The sequence below is a fragment of the Streptomyces sp. NBC_00887 genome (genome assembly GCF_045207585.1).
Genome location: NZ_CP108788.1, coordinates 4,500,226 through 4,517,432, shown reverse-complemented (window position 1 = coordinate 4,517,432; position 17,207 = coordinate 4,500,226). Strand labels below are relative to the sequence as shown.

Genomic DNA, 17,207 nt, shown 5'->3' with positions numbered 1-17,207 from the left:
ACCGGTGAGGTGTTAGGGGGAATCCTAGGGGCCTGGGCGGCGTGTCAACGTGAAGATGCCGCTTTGGTATGGAGAATGACACCCCTTTTGAGTGGCTGACCTCGGGAGCGCTTGCCACCCGAACGTTTGAATGTTCATGCCGAAGTGCGCGATGCGGCGGACCGATCACCCGTCCGAGGCCTTTCCGCCCGCTCGCGTACCTGCGGCGGCCCCCGCCTTGACGCCCGCGGCGTTGCCGCCCGCAGCCTTGCCGGTCCCGCCCGGAGCCTCGAAAGACTCCAACGCCTCGAGCACGTCCTGGACACGGGAAATTTCCGTATTGATGTCCTCGCGTCTGCGGACGAGCAGATCCAGCTCGCGACGGCCCTCGTCCACCATCTGCTTCGCTTCCACCTCGGCGTCCGCGCGCAGCTTCTCGGCCTCGCGGGTCAGCCCGGCCTTCTTGAGCTCGGCTTCCTTCAGGAGCGACTCAGCACGCTTCACCGCGGCGATTCGGACCTTGCTCGCCTCCGAATTCGCGTCCGCCAGCAGTTCCTTGGCCTTCGCCTCGGCCTCCGCGCGCTGTTCGGTGGCCGCCTTCATCAGCTTGTCGACGCGCTCGCCGGCCGTCTTCATCTGCTCGGACGTCTCCCGGCGGGCGCGCTGGTGCAGCTCCTCGATCTCGCTCTCCAGCCGTGCCCTGAGCTCCTCGGCCCGCTCCCGCGTAGCGGTCGCGTCCCGGCGGGCGCCGACCAGCAGTTCGTCCGCGTCGGTACGGGCCCGCTCCACCAGGGAGTTGCCCTCGACCGTCGCCTCCGAGGTGATCCGTACGGCCTCGTTGCGCGCGGCCCCGACCATCCTGTCGGCCTGTCCCTCGGCCTCGGTGGCGGCGCGCAGCGCCTCCTCCTGGGCCTTGCTGACGAGCTGGTCGGCCTGTTCGGCGGCCTCGGTGCGCCGCTTCGCCGCGGCGTCGCGCGCCTCGTCGAGCATCCGGTCCGCCTCCTGGCGGGCCTCCGCGCGCATCTGCTCGGCCGCGGACTCCGCGTCGGCGCGCACCCGCTCCGACTCCTCGCGGGTACGGGCCGCGTGCTCCTGCGCCGAACCCACGGTCCGGGCGGCCTCCGCACGCAGCCGCTCCGCCTCGTCGGTCGCCTCGCCGAGGAGGTGCTCCGACTGCTCCGCGGCCTCCGTACGGACGCGCTCGCTCTCGCTCGTCGCCTCACCGATGAGCCGGTCCGCCTGGGCTGCCGCCTCGGAACGGATCCGGTTGGCGTCCTCGCGGGACTCGGCGCGGGCGCGCGAGGCGTCCTGTTCCGCCGAGGCGAGCGCGTCGGACGCCTCGGTCCGGACCCGCTGGCTGTACTCCGCGCTGTCCGAGCGCAGCTTCTCCGACTCGGTGATCGCCTCGGAAACGGTCCGCTCGGCCAGTGACTTCGCGGCCTCCGACTCCTCGTGCGCGACCTGGCGGATCCGGTTGGCGTCCTCGGTGGCCCGCTCGCGCTCGGCGTAGGCGTCGGCGCGTACCCGGTCCGCCTCCTCCTGGGCCTCGGTCCTCGTACGGTCCGCGGAGTGCTCCGCGGCGGACCGCAGTCCGGCGATCTCCTGCTCGGCCTGCTCCTGGAGCCCGCTGACGGAGTCCCGCATCTGCTGGGCGGTCTGCTCGGCAGCGGAGACCATCTCGGTCGCGCGGGCGTCCGCCTCCTCGACCAGACGCTGGGCCTCGGCCTGCGCCTCCTCGACCCGCTTGCGGGCCGAGGCCAGCAGCTCCTCGCTCTGCTCGCGGGCCCGCTCGCGCTCCTGCTCCGCCTCGGCGCGGGCGGCACCGAGCGTCTCCTCGGCCTCGCGGCGGCGCCGGTTCGCCTCCTCCTGCGCGGCGGCGAGGGCCTCGGCGGCCTCCGCACCCACGCGCTCGGCGGCGGCGGCGGCCTCGGAGCGCACCCGGTCGGCGCTCTCCTGTGCCTCGGTCCTGAGCCGCTCCGCCTCGGTGGCGGCCTCGGTGCGCAGCCGTACGGCCACGGACTCGCCCTCGGCGCGGGACTGGGCGGCCTCGGCGGCGGCTTCGTCCCGCAGCCGGTCGGCCTCCGTCGCGGCCTGCTCGTGGAGCGTGCGCAGCCGCTCGGCGGCCTCCGCGCGCAGCCGCTCGGACTCCTCGCTCGTCTCGCGGCGGATCCGCTCCGCCTCCGTACGGGCCTCGCTCAGCGCCTGCTCGGCAGCGGTGACCCGGGTCTCGGCCTCCGTGTGCAGACGGGTCAGCTCGGCGGCGGCGTCGTCCTTGCGGGCGTCCATGGCGCGCTCGGTCTCCGCGCGAAGGCTCTCCGCGGCCTCCTCGGCCGCGGCGGTCAGGGAAGCGGCCTGCTCCTCGGCCTCGGCGCGCAGCTTGTCCGTCTCGGTACGGCTGCGCTCCAGCGCCTCCTCGGCCTGCTTGCGCAGGGTGGCGGCACGCTCGACCGCCTCGGTCCTGACGCGCTCGCTCTCCGCCCCCGCGGAGGTACGCAGCTCGTCGGCGTCCGACCTGGCCTTGGTCAGCAGCTCCTCGGCGGTGCGGGCACCCTCCTCGATCTGCTGGACGGCCTCGCGGCGGGCTTCGCCACGGATCCGCTCGCCCTCGGCGACCGCCTCGGAGCGAAGCTGCTCGGCCTCGCCGCGCAGTCTGCGCGCCTCCTCCTGCAGCTCGACCGTCCTGGCCCGGTACTCCTTGGTGTCGTCCTTGGCCGCGCCCTTGAGCTGGTCGGCCTGCTCGGCCGCCTCGCCGCGCAGCCGGTCCGCCTCGGACTCCGCCTCGCGGCGGATCCGCTCGGCTTCCTCGCCGGCCGCCTTGGTGGTGGACCTTGCGTCGTCCGAGGCCTTGGTCAGGACCTCCTCGGCGGAGCGGGCCGCCTTGGCGAGCTGGGCCGCGGCGTCCTCGGCGGCGACCGTGCGGGCCTTCTCGCCGGCCTCGGTGACCAGCCGCTCGGCCTGGGCTCGGGCGTCTGCGAGCGCCTGCTCGGCCTCTTCCTTGAGCGTCTCCGCGTTCTTCGTGGCCTCGCCGACCAGCCGTGCGATCTCGGACTTGGCCGTACGGGTGCGCTGCTCGTTCTGGGACTCGGCGCCGGCCAGCCGCTTGACCGCGGCCTCCTTCGCCTCGGCGAGGACCTTCTCGGCCTCCAGCCGGGCCTCGCGCAGCCGGGTCTCGGCCTCCTGCATGCGCTGGTCGGCGGCGCGGTTCAGCTCCGCGGTCTGCTGCCTGGTCTGGTCGGTCTCGACGGTGGCCGTCGAGCGCAACTGCTCGGCGTGACTCGTGGCTTCCTGGGCCTGCGTGGAGGCGGCGTTGAGCAGCCGTTCGGCGTCCCGGCGGGCCCGCAGCAGGGTGGCCTCGGCCTCGGCGCGGGCCGATTCGGCCTCGGCGCCGACGCGCTGGCGGGTCTCTTCCGCGAGCCGGGCGGCCTCGCTGCGAGCGGCGGCCAGCGACTGCTCCGCCTCGGCGCGCGACTCCTCCAGGAGCCTGCGGGCCTGGGACTCGGTGCGCGCACGCAGCTGCTCGGCCCAGGCGACGTTCTCGTTGACGTGGGACTCGACGGTTTGGCGGCGCTCCGCCAGCTCCTGGTCGAGACGTTGGCGCCGCTGGACCGCCTCGGTGTGCAATTCGGCCTGGAGGCGGGCCTGGTGCTCCGCGTGCTCCTGCAGGATCCGCTGGGTCTGGGCCCTGGCGTCGCGCAGCTCGCGCTCGGCGTCGGTGCGCAGCTGGTCGGCCTGGATCTGGGCATTACGGAGCAGCTGTTCGGCCTGGTAGCCGATGTCCGCACTGTCGTGCGCGGGACGGGTCGCGAGATTGCGCCGGGCCTCGTGCAGCTTGGCACGCAAGACCTCGACCTGGTAACCGAGGTCCTCGGCGTGCTGGACGGCCTTCTCCCGGTCGGTCTTCAGCCGGTCCATCTCGGCTTCGAACCGCGAGAGATGGTCGTCGTCAGCTCGGTGGCTCTGCTGGCTTTCGTAGCCCCGCACTGCGCGGTCCCATCCTTCCCCGAGCTCTCAACGTCTTCCCCAAGCTCTCAACTTCGTTCGAGCAGGGGATGCCCCACTGAGCAGGGGAGACCCCAACCCTGGTCGCAATTCTCCGAACGAGTACCGCTCGCCGGCGAACGGTCCCCCGGGGAATGGTGACAGATCAACGGCGAGGACGCGGCGCGACCCCGATCCGGCCCCGGCCCGGAACCGCCCACTCTACCGGGCCGGGTATCGGTCAGGTCAGTGCTCTGCCCGGGCAGTGACCAGTTCCGTCAGTACGCCGTGGCAGTCCTTGGGGTGCAGGAAGGTGATCCGGGACCCCATCGACCCGGTCCTGGGCTCGTCGTACAGCACCCGGACGCCCTTCTCGCGGATGTCCGCGGCGTCCTCGTCCACGTTCGCGGTCCCGAAGGCGATGTGGTGGACACCCTCCCCATTCTTTGCCAGCCACTTGCCCACGGCCGAGTCCTCACGGGTCGGCTCCAGCAGCTGGAGGTACGAAGCCCCGCCGTCCGAGGTGTCGTTGATCTTGAGCATGGCCTCCCGGACGCCCTGCTCCTCGTTGATCTCGGAGTGGTGCACCTCGAACCCGTAGGTCGCGCGGTAGAACTCCACCGTCTTGTCGAGGTCGAAACAGGCGATTCCGATGTGGTCGATTCGCGTCAGCATGGAACCAGTGCAGCGCTACGGGCATGGTTACGCAACGTGCGCGCGATCACACCCGCTGCCGGATGACGGGCGCGGTACTGCTCAGTACATTCAGGTAAACCCTCGTTCACAACCAATCCAAGGGGCTGCGCCTCATGTCAGGAACGACCGGTACCACCTCAGTGATCGTCGCGGGCGCCCGTACGCCCATGGGCCGTCTCCTCGGCTCGCTGAAGACCTTCTCCGGAGCCGACCTCGGAGGCGTCGCCATCAAGGCCGCTCTCGACCGGGCCGGCATCGGCGGCGACCAGGTCGAGTACGTGATCATGGGCCAGGTGCTCCAGGCCGGGGCAGGGCAGATCCCGGCGCGCCAGGCAGCGGTCAAGGCCGGGATCCCGATGAACGTTCCCGCGCTCACCATCAACAAGGTGTGCCTGTCCGGACTCGACGCGATCGCGCTCGCCGACCAGCTGATCCGCGCCGGCGAGTTCGACGTCGTGGTGGCCGGCGGCCAGGAGTCGATGACCAACGCCCCGCACCTGCTGCCGAAGTCCCGCGAGGGCTACAAGTACGGCGCGATCGAGATGCTCGACTCGATGGCGTACGACGGTCTGACCGACGCCTACGAGAACATTCCGATGGGCGAGTCCACCGAGAAGCACAACACCCGCCTCGGACTGGACCGTGCTGCCCAGGACGAGATCGGCGCCCTGTCCCACCAGCGTGCCGCGGCCGCCCAGAAGAACGGGCTCTTCGAGGCCGAGATCACCCCGGTCGAGATCCCGCAGCGCAAGGGCGACCCGGTCCTCTTCTCCAAGGACGAGGGCATCCGCCCCGAGACGACCGCCGAGTCGCTCGGCAAGCTGCGCCCCGCGTTCGCCAAGGACGGCACGATCACCGCGGGTACCTCCTCGCAGATCTCCGACGGCGCGGCCGCGGTCGTCGTCATGAGCAAGGCCAAGGCCGAGGAGCTGGGCCTGGACTGGATCGCCGAGATCGGCGCCCACGGCAACGTGGCGGGCCCGGACAACTCGCTCCAGTCGCAGCCGTCCAACGCCATCCGGCACGCGGTGAAGAAGGAGGGCATCGGCGTCGAGGACCTCGACCTCATCGAGATCAACGAGGCCTTCGCGGCCGTCGCGGTCCAGTCGATGAAGGACCTCGGCGTCACCCCCGACAAGGTCAACGTGAACGGCGGCGCCATCGCCCTCGGCCACCCGATCGGCATGTCCGGCGCCCGCGTGGTGCTGCACCTGGCGCTGGAGCTGAAGCGGCGCGGCGGCGGCACCGGAGCGGCCGCGCTGTGCGGCGGCGGCGGTCAGGGTGACGCGTTGATCATCCGCGTTCCGGGCAAGTAGTCAGCCGTACGTATGAGTGAGCGAGGAGACCGAGCGTGATGGTGGACGTCCCCACCCTGGTCGAGCAGGCACGCCAGGGCAGGCCACGTGCGGTGGCCCGGCTCATCTCCCTGGTGGAGGGGGCCTCGCCCCAGCTGCGCGAGGTGATGGCGGCGCTGGCACCGCTCGCGGGTCACGCGTATGTCGTCGGGCTCACGGGCTCGCCGGGTGTCGGCAAGTCCACCTCGACCTCGGCGCTGGTCTCCGCCTACCGGAAGGCGGGGAAGCGGGTCGCGGTCCTGGCCGTCGACCCGTCGTCCCCGTTCTCCGGGGGCGCGCTCCTCGGTGACCGGGTCCGGATGTCGGAGCACGCCTCCGACCCGGGCGTCTACATCCGCTCGATGGCCACCCGCGGCCATCTGGGCGGCCTCGCCTGGTCCGCCCCGCAGGCGATCCGGGTGCTGGACGCGGCGGGCTGCGACGTGATCCTCGTGGAGACGGTGGGCGTCGGCCAGTCGGAGGTGGAGATCGCCTCCCAGGCCGACACCTCCGTCGTCCTGCTCGCCCCGGGCATGGGCGACGGGATCCAGGCGGCGAAGGCCGGAATCCTGGAGATCGGCGATGTGTACGTCGTCAACAAGGCCGACCGGGACGGTGCGGACGCCACCGCCCGCGAGCTCAACCACATGCTGGGGCTCGGGGAGTCCAGGGGGCCCGGCGACTGGCGGCCGCCGATCGTGAAGACGGTCGCCGCCCGGGGCGAGGGCATCGACGAGGTCGTCGAGGCGCTCGAGAAGCACCGGGCCTGGATGGAGGAGCACGGCGTCCTGGCCGAGCGGCGCACGGCACGTGCCGCCCGCGAGGTCGAGACGATCGCCGTCACCGCCCTGCGCGAGCGGATCGCCGATCTCCACGGAGACCGGCGGCTGGACGCGCTGGCGGCCCGGATCGTGGCCGGCCGCCTCGACCCGTACGCGGCGGCGGACGAGCTGGTGGCGGGACTCACGGGGCTCCCGGCCGACGACTGACGGCCGGCGGCTCCCGGGCGGCGTGCGGGCCGCCCGGGAACCGCCGAACGGCACTGCACCGCACGGCGCGGGGAGACCGTCAGTCGTCGTTGTCGCCGTCGTCCTTGCTCCCGCTGACGTCGGCCGTCCTCGCGTCCACGTCCAGCTCGTGGTTCCTGCCGTCCTTGCCCGCGATGTCGACGTCCCAGACCAGCGCGCCGTCGTCGCCGTCCAGGTCCACGGACGTCACCGTGCCCGGCTCCGCCCCGCGTGCGGCGTCCACCGCGGCGATCACCGAGACACGGTCCGAACCGGGCACCGGGCGCCGGTTGTCGGCGTCGCCCCGGTCGGACAGCACCTTCGCGTTGTCCGCGTCGACCTTCACGTCGTGCCAGACCTTGTCGGAGCCGTACACATCGAGCTCCCAGACCTGCCCGTTGCCGTCGTCGTCCTCCAGCTCCGCCTCGATCACCCTGCCCGGGACGGCCTTCAGCGCGGCGGCCACGGCGTCGTCGACGGTGACCGAGTCGCCCCTCACGGCGACCGGGGCCGAGTCCTGCCGGCTGCTGTCGCCGCTGCTCCCGTCGTCCGTGAACGCGGCGGCGGCCGCGGCCCCGCCGCCGATGAGCACGGCCGCGGCGACGGCGATGACGGCGATGTTGCGCTGCATGAGGTTCCTCCCCGATGGATGTGCGGTGCGACGGGACCCACACTGGCCCGGCGATGCTGAACGCAGCCTGAAGCCACCTGAAGCCGCCTTCAGGTTCGGTTTGGGAGGCTGTCCCCATGCGCCTGTTGATCGTGGAGGACGAGAAGCGCCTTGCGGTGTCCCTGGCCAGGGGACTCACCGCCGAGGGCTTCGCCGTGGATGTCGTGCACGACGGCCTCGAAGGGCTGTACCGGGCCCGTGAGGGCGTCCACGACCTCGTGGTCCTGGACATCATGCTGCCCGGCATGAACGGCTACCGGGTCTGTGCCGAGTTGCGCGCCGCAGGCCACGACGTGCCGATCCTGATGCTGACCGCGAAGGACGGGGAGTACGACGAGGCGGAGGGCCTCGACACCGGGGCGGACGACTACCTGACCAAGCCGTTCTCGTACGTCGTGCTCGTCGCCCGGGTCCGGGCGTTGCTGCGCCGCCGGGGCGGCGGCACCGCCTCGCCGGTGCTCACCGTCGGCACGCTGAGGATGGAGACCGCCGCACGGCGGGTCCACCGGGGGGAGGACGAAGTCATCCTCACGACCAAGGAGTTCGCCGTACTGGAGCAGCTCGCTCTGCGGGCCGGCGAGGTGGTCAGCAAGGCCGACATCCTGGAACACGTCTGGGACTTCGCGTACGACGGCGACCCGAACATCGTCGAGGTCTACATCAGCACCCTGCGGCGCAAGCTCGGCGCGGCGTCCATCCGTACGGTGCGCGGGGCGGGCTACCGCCTGGAGGCGCTGTGAGGTCCGTACGGGCCAGAGCCGCCCTGGGCGCCACCCTGGTCGTCACCGTGGCCCTGGTGGCCGCCGGGCTCGTCGTGCTGCAGGTGCTGCGCGGCAACCTGATGGACCGGGCCGGCCTGGAGGCGGAGGTCGTGGCGCGCGAGGTGGCCGGGCAGGTCGCCCTGGACGTGCCGTACGAGGATCTGGACCTGAGCGACGAGGACGTCCACCCGGTCCAGGTGACCGACGAGGAAGGGCATGTACTGGCCGTCTCGGAGGGCCTGGAGGCCATTTCGGGGACCACCACGACAGAGGTCGCCCCGGCTCCCTCGGCGTCGGCCGGGAGCTCCGGGGACGGCTCGGGCCGCGGTGACGACGGCGAGGACGAGGACGACGGCAGCCGGGGCAGCGACCCGGACCGCGGCGAAGTCTCCCCCGACGACCCCGACTTCAGCAACGGCACCGCCACCGTCGAGGGCGACACGGCCGACTTCCGCTTCGCCGCCGTCGAGGCCGTCACACGGACGGGTCTCCCGGTGATCGTCCACGCGGGCGCCCCGCTCGCCGCCGAGCAGGAGGCCGTGGACTCCGTACGCACCACCATGCTGACCGGGCTGCCCGTCCTGCTGCTCGTCGTCGCCGGGGTCACCTGGCTGGTCACCAGGCGCGCGCTGCGACCGGTCGAGGGCATCCGGCGGGAGCTGGCCGCGATCACCGCGTCCCAGGACCTCGGCCGCCGGGTGCCGGAGCCGGGCTCGCACGACGAGATCGCCCGGCTGGCCCGCACCACCAACGAGACCCTGACCGTGCTCGAAGCCTCGGTGGACCGGCAGCGGCGCTTCGTCGCGGACGCCTCGCACGAGCTGCGCAGCCCCATCGCCTCGCTGCGCACCCAGCTGGAGGTGGGCGCGGCGCATCCGGAGCTCCTGGATGTGCCGGGCGCGGTCGCCGACACCGTACGACTGCAGGTGCTGGCCGCGGATCTGCTGCTGCTGGCCCGGCTGGACGCGGGGGAGCGGCCGGGGCGGGCGGTGGTCGATCTGGGGGCGCTGGTACGCGAGGAGGTCCCGCAGCGCACGGGGGACCGGATCGCGGTGGCGGTGTCCGTCGCGGGGTCCGGGCAGCTGGAGGTCCGCGGTTCGCGCGGACAGCTGACCCGGGTGGTCGGCAACCTGCTGGACAACGCCGAGCGCCACGCCGAGCGTTCGGTGGCGGTCGCCGTGTCGGCGGACGGGGGCGATGTGCTCGTCGCGGTCACGGACGACGGCCCGGGGGTCCCCGAGGAGGAGCGCGACCGGATCTTCGAGCGTTTCGTCCGCCTCGACGACGCACGCAGCCGGGACGACGGAGGGGCGGGCCTGGGCCTGGCCATCGCCCGCGATGTGGCGACCCGCCACCGCGGCACGCTCACGGTGGGCACCGCGCCGCAGGGCGGGGCGCTGTTCACGCTGCGGCTGCCGCGGTCGTAGCCGGTCCTGCGGGCGCCCTGATCCGGACGTGGAGCCCTACGGCTTGCCGCGCCGTCCGCGCAGGTGGTCCGCGATCGGTGTCAGTGCCGCGTGCAGATCCGCGAGTGCCTCCGGGGACAGCAGGTCCATGAAGTGCCTGCGCACCGACTCGACGTGGTGCGGCGCGACCTTGCGCATCGTCTCCGCCCCGAGGTCGGTCAGCACCGCGTACAGCCCTCGCCGGTCCGACTCGCAGTGCTCACGCCGCACGAGACCCGCGGTCTCCATGCGGGTGATCTGGTGCGAGAGCCTGCTCTTGGACTGGAGGGTGGCCGCGGCGAGGTCGCTCATCCGCATGCGCTGGTCGTCCGACTCCGAGAGGTTGACCAGGATTTCGTAGTCGTTCATGGTCAGCCCGAACGGCTGGAGGTCCTTCTCCAGCTGGTGGGTCAGCAGCCTGCTGACGTCCAGGTGGGTGCGCCAGGCGCACTGCTCCGCATCGGTCAGCCAACGGGTGGCCGTCTCGGTCTCCATGTATGGATTCTACCTAAGAAGTTGAAAGACGGACGAAATTGGGGGGTGTGACACCGCGCACGCGATGCCCCGCGTCACACTCCGCAGAGTACCGTTCACAATCCGAAGCGACGCTGGAGGTCCCCCAGCTGACCGGGCATGCGGGGTGTGGACCCGGGTTGACCCGCGCCGCCGCCCGGAACCCCCGGCTGGTTCGGGGTCGCGCCCGTCGCCTGCTCGGACATCAGCACCTCGGTCGACTGCAGCAGGACCGTGCCCGCCCCCACGAACTCGAACTGGTGCTCCTCGCCCGACGTGCCGCCGATCCCGGTCAGCGACCGGAGTCCGCCCATCACGCCCGTCATGTAGCCGTGGTCGTAGTGGTGGCACGGTGAGGGGCAGTCGGCCCAGCCCACCAGGGCCTGCGGGTCGACCCGCACCGGCGGCTCCATGAAGACGACCGGGCCGTTGGAGGCGGCCACGAACTTCCCCGTGCCGATCAGGGTCAGGAAGCCCGGCACGATCGACTGCTTCAGTGCCAGCGTCGGCTGGTACGCCAGCAGGTTCCCGGACCGGATCGTCAGATTGCCGTTCTCCAGGTCGAAGGAGTTCACGTCGAAGGCCCGGTCCGCCAGCAGCATCTTCCCGCTGCCCTCGGCCACCACCCAGTCGCTCGCGTGCAGCGGGGAGTGGAAGCTCGTGCGGATCAGCCGGTCGAAGCGGCCGTGCCCTATGCCGTTGAAGTCGATCCGCCCGTAATAGGCGATCATCTTGCCCTTCTGCAGGAACCACCGGCTCCCCTTGAGCTCCACGCAGAAGGTGTACGCGTTGACGTTGTCGTCCGACGGCAGTGTCATCGGATCGTGGATCACGGGCGTGCTCACAGCTTCTCCTCCGACGCCTGGACGTACACCGCGCCATTGCCGCTGAGCTCCAGCTGGAACGCCTCACCGGAGCCGCGCCCCACCATGTCGCGCCAGCCCAGCGCGGTGGAGAGCTTGTTCGTCACATCGCCGTGGTGGGCGACGTACGCCTGCGGGTCCACGTGCACCGGGCGCCCCGGGGTGATCGGCAGTTCGATCACCCCGCCGTGCGCCATCACGGCGACCGCCCCGTGCCCCTTGAGGGTCGTGGTGAACAGGCCCTGACCGGTCACCTGACCGCGCACCATGCCCATCACGCCACCCTGCGAGCCCATGAACATCGTGCCCTGCTGGAGCGTCCCGTCGAAGGCGAGCAGCCGGTCGGCCTCCACGAAGAGGGTGTCGCCGGACAGCCCGATCACCTGGACGTGGTGGCCGCCGTGGCCGAACATCACCGTGCCGCTGCCCTCGACCGTCATCAGCGGGGTCGCCTCGTTGGCGACCCGCCGGCCGATCATCGACGCCAGGCCGCCCTGCCCGCCCTGGATGTTCGGGGTGAACGACACGTCGCCGCGGTAGGCGAGCATCGCGCCCCGCTGGCTGTACATCTTCCGGCCGGGTACCACCGTGGCCTCGACCATCTTCGAGTTGATCTCACGGAACGGCATCAGACATCGCCTCCGACGGTGTTCCGCTCGCTCGGCTGCACGTAGACGAGACCGTCCCCCTCGAAGCGGATCTGGAACGACTCCCCGGAGCCCTCCCCGATGAACGTCCGGAAGCCGACCCCGGACTGGAAGTGCTGCTGAAGACTGCCCTGGTGCGCTACGTAGGCGCCCGGGTCGACGTTCAGCGGGTACTGGGGCGTCACCCGCAGCACCACGGCCGAGCCGTCCGACATGATCGCCGCCTGGCCGGTGCCCTCGACGGTGGTGGTGAACAGCCCGTTGCCGCTCGCCCCGCCGCGCAGGCCGGTGAAGGTGGTGCCGGTGCGCAGCCCGGCGTCGGTGGCCAGCAGATTGCTCGCCTCGACGTACAGCTTGTCGCCGCGCAGCGAGACCAGATTGATCTCGCTCGCCCGGTCGGCGAAGTAGCAGGTCCCCTGCCCCTTCACCTCCATCATCGTCATCTGTTCGCCGGTCAGCCGGCGGGTCACCATGCCTCGGACACCCTCACCGCCGCCGGACATCTTCTTGAAGGCCATCCGGCCGTCGTACGCGACCATCGAGCCGTTCTTCGCTCTGACCGCATCGCCCGTCAGATCGACGGCGAGCGTCTTGCTGCCCTGGAGCCGGAACATTGCCACGAAGTGACGGTAGCCCCACCGCACCCGACGGAACAGGGCCCCTGGGGACGATGTGTCCCGGAGTGGACCCTCGGGGACAACCCGGCCGGGGTCGATGCCACAATGGCTGGGCTTGTGCCTGCGTTCACAAGCCGTCACGCCCCCTCCCACCGAAGGTGCCCACGTGGACATCAAGACCGCCAGCGCCCTGCACCGGCTGCGCCTCATCTCCGTTCCCGAGGCGCTCTCCTTCCCGGCGCTGCTCATTTTCGGCTCGCTTCTGATGCGCGTCTCGGACATCGACTTCCTGATGCCGCCCCTCGGCGCCCTGCACGGCCTGCTCTTCACGATCTACGTGGTGTTCCTGCTGGACGTGTGGGTCAAGGCCAAGTGGCCGCTCAAGCGCGTCGCGCTGTTCTTCCTCCTCGCGGTCGTGCCCTTCGGCGGGTTCTACGGAGACAAGCTGCTCAAGCAGTACGAGGCCGACGGCGTCATCGCCGCCCGTGCCCGTGCCGAGGGCAAGGTCAGCGCATGATCGTCGCCTTCTCCGTGAGCCCCCTGGGTGTGGGCGAGGACGTCGGTGAGTACGTCGCCGACGCCGTGCGGGTCGTCCGCGAGTCCGGACTGCCCAACCGTACGGACGCGATGTTCACCTGCCTCGAAGGCGAGTGGGACGAGGTCATGGACGTCGTCAAGCGCGCCGTCGCCGCCGTCGAGGCCCGCGCCGGACGGGTGTCCCTGGTGCTGAAGGCCGACATCAGGCCGGGTGTCACCGACGGGCTGACCTCCAAGGTCGAGACGGTCGAGCGGCACCTCGCGGGCTGACGCCCCGTCCGCCGCACCGCGCACATCGAGCCCCCGGCGCCACGCCGGGGGCTCGTTGGTCGGACGGGGGACGAAAATCCCTCGCTCGGGCCCGGCGGCTCGACATGTGGCGGGATGTCATCTTTTGTGGTGATATCACCCGTTCGACAGTGGGAGGCGCGGTGCCGTCGGAGGGCTATGACTACGCCGGGTACAGCCGGCTCGCGGGGCCGCTCACCGAGCCGGCCGCGACCGGGTACCGGGTGGAGTACCGCAGCCTCCTCTCGGCGGAGAAGCACCGAATAAGAGCAGTCCTCCTGATGACGCTCGCTCCCGTCCTCACCGGACTCCTCCTGCTCTACCTGGTCTGGCCCACGCACTGGACCGAGCGCGAGAACGGCGAGCCCTGGCTGGTCCTGGCCGACACGGTGATGCGTGTCTGCATCGGTCTGGTCGAACTGTTCATGCTGGTCAACGTGGTCTCGATCGCGCACGCCACGATGGTGGCCAGGGACCCCGTCCCGGTGCCGCCCGAGCCCGGTACGAGGGTGGCCTTCCTCACCACGTTCGTCCCCGGCAAGGAACCGCTCTCCATGGTGCGGGCCACCCTGCAGGGCGCCGTCGCGGTGCGGCACGCCGGGCTGCTGGACGTCTGGCTGCTCGACGAGGGGGACGACCCCGGGGCCAGGATGCTCTGCGCCGAGCTGGGGGTCCATCACTTCACCCGCAGCGGGGTGCCCGAGTGGAACCGTGCGACGGGCCCGCACAAGGCCAGGACCAAGCACGGCAACTACAACGCCTGGATCGCCAAGTACGGAGCCGCCTACGACTTCTTCGCCTCCATCGACACCGACCACGTGCCGCAGCCGAACTTCCTGGAACGGATGCTCGGCTACTTCCGTGACCCGGACACCGCCTTCGTGGTCGGCCCCCAGGTCTACGGGAACTACGAAGCGGCCGTCACCAAGGCGGCCGAGTCCCAGCAGTTCCTCTTCCACGCGCTGATCCAGCGTGCCGGCAACCGCTACGGCGCACCCATGTTCGTCGGCACCAACAACGTCGTACGCATCGCGGCACTGCGCCAGGTCGGAGGGCTCTACGACTCGATCACCGAGGACATGGCCACCGGCTTCGAGATCCACTGCCACCGCAACCCGCTGACCGGGCGTCACTGGCGCTCCGTCTACACGCCGGACGTGCTGGCCGTCGGTGAGGGGCCCGCTTCCTGGACCGACTTCTTCACCCAGCAGCTGCGCTGGTCGAGAGGGACGTACGAGACATTGCTGAGGCAGTACGGGAAGACATGGTTCCGGATGCCGCCCGGACGGCTGCTCAGCTACACGCTGATGCTCGCCTACTACCCCATGAGCGCCGTCAACTGGCTGCTCGGTGTGCTGAGCTGCGTGCTGTTCCTCTGGCTCGGTGCCTCCGGCACCCAGGTCGCCGCGTCGCTCTGGCTGATGCTGTACAGCGACGCCGCGGCACTCCAGATCGGGCTCTATCTGTGGAACCGGCGCCACAACGTCTCCCCGCACGAGCCCGAGGGCTCCGGCGGACTGGCCGGCATGGCGATGTCGGCGCTCTGCGCCCCGATCTATCTGAAGTCCCTGGGCGCGGCCGTCCTGCGTACCGACGGCCGGTTCGTCGTCACCCCCAAGGGCGATTCCGCCAGCCCCGACCGGCTCAGCACCTTCCGGGTGCATCTCACCTGGGCGGCGCTGCTGGTGGCCTCACTCGTCGCGTCGGTGGTGCTGGACCACACCCATGCGGCGATGCGGACCTGGACGCTGCTGGCCCTGGTGGTCGCCCTCTCCCCGGTCGCGGTGTGGTCGTGGGGGCGGCTGAGGGAGCGCGGGGCGCGCACCGCCCGGTCTGCCGGATCCGTGCAGGAGGCGGAACCGGCGCCCGTCACCACCACCGCGGGCACTCCCGCAGGAGGGAACTGACACATGCCCGTGTCCCACCGGCCCACGCGACGGACGAAGAAGACCCTTCTGGGCGGCGCCGCCGTCGTCGTCCTCGCCGGACTCAACGCCCCCGCGGCGCTGTCCTTCGCGGAGGACAGGTACCACGCGTACAAGATCGACCGGCCGGCGTACAAGGCCGAGTACGGCTCCTGGGAAAGGGTCGTCATCCCCGAGAAGTTCCGTACGAACGCCATTCACGCAGCCCTCCTGCGCACAGGGAAGGTGCTGATCGTGGCGGGCTCGGGCAACGACGAGGAGCACTTCGACGCGGGAACCTTCGACACGGTCCTGTGGGACCCGGAGGCCGGCACCTTCAAGAAGATCGACACCCCGGAGGACTTCTTCTGCGGCGGCCATGCCGCCCTCCCGGACGGCCGCCTCCTCATCGCGGGCGGTACCGCGCGCTACGAGGTGCTCGACGACAAGGTGCGGCACGCCGGCGGCGGGATGCGGGTGAAGAACGAGAACCCGGACAAGCCGCTCACCCTCAGGAAGGGCACCGTCTTCCGGTCACCGGACGGAGTCGAGTACCGATCCATGTTCGACGTCACCGTCCCGAAGGCGAAGCGCGCCTTCGAGGTGGACTACTTCGAGAGCGGCGCGATGAAGCCGTGGAAGACGAGGGTGACCGCCTCCGAACAACGCGTCTTCGTGGAGGCCGTGAAGGACGGCCCGCAGGCGGTGGCCACCGAGGCCGCCCAGTACAGGATCCGAGGCCTCAAGGGGAAGGCGGCCGACAACGCGTACGGGCTCGCCGAGAAGATCACCATGGACAAGCAGGACTTCCAGGGGATCAGGGCGGCGTACGAATTCGACCCGGTGGCCGAGAAGTACGTCCCGGTCGGCCCCATGAAGGAGGCCCGCTGGTACCCGACGCTCGTGGGCCTGGAGGACGGCAGGGTGCTCGCCGTGTCCGGGCTGGACGACGTCGGCGAGATCCTGAACGGCGACAACGAGATCTACGACCCGAAGACGAAGAAGTGGTCCAAGGGTCCCTTCCGCTACTTCCCGACCTACCCCGCGCTCTTCCTCACCAAGGGCGGCAAGCTCTTCTACCCGGGTGCGAACGCCGGCTACGGGCCCGCGGACAAGGGGAGGGTCCCCGGGCTCTGGGACCCGGGGAAGAACACCTTCACGGCGGCCGGCGGACTGACCGACACCGACGAGCTGGAGACCGCGGCCTCCCTCATGCTGCCGCCCGTCCAGGACCAGAAGGTGATGGTGCTCGGCGGCGGAGGGGTCGGCGAGTCCAGGAAGTCGACCGCCCGCACCGCGATCGTCGATCTGGCGAAGGACAGCCCGGTCTTCCAGCGGGGCCCCGACCTTCCGCAGGGCACCCGCTACCTCAACAGCGTGCTCATGCCCGACGACACCGTGTTCACCACCGGGGGGTCCAGGGACTACCGGGGGCGCGGCGCCAGCAACATCCTCAAGGCGCAGTTCTACGACCCGGCGACCAACGTGTTCACGCGGGCGGCCGATCCGACCGTCGGGCGCAACTACCACTCGGAGGCGCTGCTGCTGCCCGACGGACGGGTGGCGACCTTCGGCTCCGACTCCCTGTACGGCGACAGGGCCAACACGAGGCTCGGCACGTTCGAGCAGCGGATGGAGGTCTACACACCGCCCGCACTGCACCGGAGCAAGGGCGTGCGGCCGGTGATCGGGAAGGGGCCGGAGTCGGTCGCCCGCGGCGGCTCGGCGACGTACGCCGTCGAGGGCTCCGAGCGGATCGCGGCGGCACGGCTGATGCGGCCGAGCGCCGTCACGCACACGACGGACGTCGAGCAGCGCTCCATCGAGCTGGGTCTGAAGAAGACCGCGGGCAAGGTGACGGTCACGGTGCCGAAGGACCGCACGCTGGTGCCGCCCGGCTGGTACATGCTCTTCGTCACCGACACCCAGGGCACGCCGTCCGAGGCGAAGTGGGTCAGGGCCGGCTGA

Annotated in this window: 15 protein-coding genes; 8 read left to right on the top strand and 7 right to left on the bottom strand. The window is 71.0% G+C overall.

Features of this window, described 5'->3' with window-relative positions; translation table 11 throughout:
- Positions 1-165: 165 nt before the first annotated feature.
- Positions 166-3,960: a polarized growth protein Scy gene (gene scy, locus OG844_RS20395; RefSeq protein ID WP_406392106.1), complete on the bottom strand. Its 3,795-nt coding sequence runs from the start codon at positions 3,958-3,960 to the stop codon at positions 166-168.
- 243 nt (positions 3,961-4,203) lie between these two features.
- A complete protein-coding gene (mce, locus tag OG844_RS20390) occupies positions 4,204-4,632 on the bottom strand; it encodes a methylmalonyl-CoA epimerase (RefSeq protein WP_351165844.1) in 429 nt (142 codons plus the stop codon).
- Positions 4,633-4,766: 134 nt separating this feature from the next.
- Between mce and OG844_RS20385 the strand changes: the two genes are divergently transcribed.
- Complete coding sequence (locus OG844_RS20385) at positions 4,767-5,969, top strand: acetyl-CoA C-acetyltransferase (RefSeq protein WP_351165842.1); 1,203 nt, start codon at positions 4,767-4,769, stop codon at positions 5,967-5,969.
- 38 nt (positions 5,970-6,007) lie between these two features.
- On the top strand, positions 6,008-6,976 hold the full coding sequence (gene meaB / locus OG844_RS20380; protein ID WP_329215047.1) for a methylmalonyl Co-A mutase-associated GTPase MeaB: 969 nt from the start codon (positions 6,008-6,010) through the stop codon (positions 6,974-6,976).
- A 79-nt stretch (positions 6,977-7,055) separates the two neighbouring features.
- Here the strand turns inward: meaB and OG844_RS20375 are convergent, their stop codons facing one another.
- Positions 7,056-7,625 carry a PepSY domain-containing protein gene (locus OG844_RS20375; protein WP_406392103.1) on the bottom strand — a complete coding sequence of 190 codons (570 nt, stop codon included), beginning with the start codon at positions 7,623-7,625 and terminating at the stop codon, positions 7,056-7,058.
- 116 nt (positions 7,626-7,741) lie between these two features.
- On the opposite strand from OG844_RS20375, the gene OG844_RS20370 reads away from it, so the two are divergent.
- Positions 7,742-8,404, top strand: a complete 663-nt coding sequence (locus tag OG844_RS20370; RefSeq protein WP_406392102.1) for a response regulator transcription factor — start codon at positions 7,742-7,744, stop codon at positions 8,402-8,404.
- Positions 8,401-9,852, top strand: coding sequence for an ATP-binding protein (locus OG844_RS20365; protein WP_406392100.1), 1,452 nt, complete (start codon positions 8,401-8,403; stop codon positions 9,850-9,852). Before OG844_RS20370 ends, OG844_RS20365 begins: the two co-directional genes overlap by 4 nt.
- 36 nt (positions 9,853-9,888) lie before the next feature.
- On the opposite strand, the gene OG844_RS20360 is transcribed toward OG844_RS20365, so the two are convergent.
- From OG844_RS20360 to OG844_RS20345, 4 genes are all read right to left on the bottom strand, one after another.
- On the bottom strand, positions 9,889-10,365 hold the full coding sequence (locus OG844_RS20360; RefSeq protein WP_351178559.1) for a MarR family transcriptional regulator: 477 nt from the start codon (positions 10,363-10,365) through the stop codon (positions 9,889-9,891).
- Between the two features lie 95 nt (positions 10,366-10,460).
- A complete protein-coding gene (locus OG844_RS20355; protein WP_406392097.1) occupies positions 10,461-11,228 on the bottom strand; it encodes an AIM24 family protein in 768 nt (255 codons plus the stop codon).
- The gene (locus tag OG844_RS20350; RefSeq protein WP_406392095.1) at positions 11,225-11,875 is read right to left on the bottom strand and encodes an AIM24 family protein; all 651 of its coding nucleotides are present in this window, start codon (positions 11,873-11,875) and stop codon (positions 11,225-11,227) included. Before OG844_RS20350 ends, OG844_RS20355 begins: the two co-directional genes overlap by 4 nt.
- On the bottom strand, positions 11,875-12,507 hold the full coding sequence (locus tag OG844_RS20345) for an AIM24 family protein (RefSeq protein WP_406396196.1): 633 nt from the start codon (positions 12,505-12,507) through the stop codon (positions 11,875-11,877). The genes OG844_RS20350 and OG844_RS20345 overlap by 1 nt, the downstream gene beginning before the upstream one ends.
- 169 nt (positions 12,508-12,676) lie before the next feature.
- On the opposite strand from OG844_RS20345, the gene OG844_RS20340 reads away from it, so the two are divergent.
- The 4 genes from OG844_RS20340 (at position 12,677) to OG844_RS20325 (ending at position 17,207) form a co-directional block, all read left to right on the top strand.
- Complete coding sequence (locus tag OG844_RS20340) at positions 12,677-13,027, top strand: DUF3817 domain-containing protein (RefSeq protein ID WP_356423900.1); 351 nt, start codon at positions 12,677-12,679, stop codon at positions 13,025-13,027.
- The gene (locus OG844_RS20335; RefSeq protein ID WP_406392092.1) at positions 13,024-13,317 is read left to right on the top strand and encodes an MTH1187 family thiamine-binding protein; all 294 of its coding nucleotides are present in this window, start codon (positions 13,024-13,026) and stop codon (positions 13,315-13,317) included. The genes OG844_RS20340 and OG844_RS20335 overlap by 4 nt, the downstream gene beginning before the upstream one ends.
- A gap of 161 nt (positions 13,318-13,478) precedes the next feature.
- Positions 13,479-15,242, top strand: a complete 1,764-nt coding sequence (locus OG844_RS20330) for a glycosyltransferase family 2 protein (RefSeq protein ID WP_406392090.1) — start codon at positions 13,479-13,481, stop codon at positions 15,240-15,242.
- A 3-nt stretch (positions 15,243-15,245) separates the two neighbouring features.
- Positions 15,246-17,207, top strand: coding sequence for a galactose oxidase-like domain-containing protein (locus tag OG844_RS20325; protein WP_406392088.1), 1,962 nt, complete (start codon positions 15,246-15,248; stop codon positions 17,205-17,207).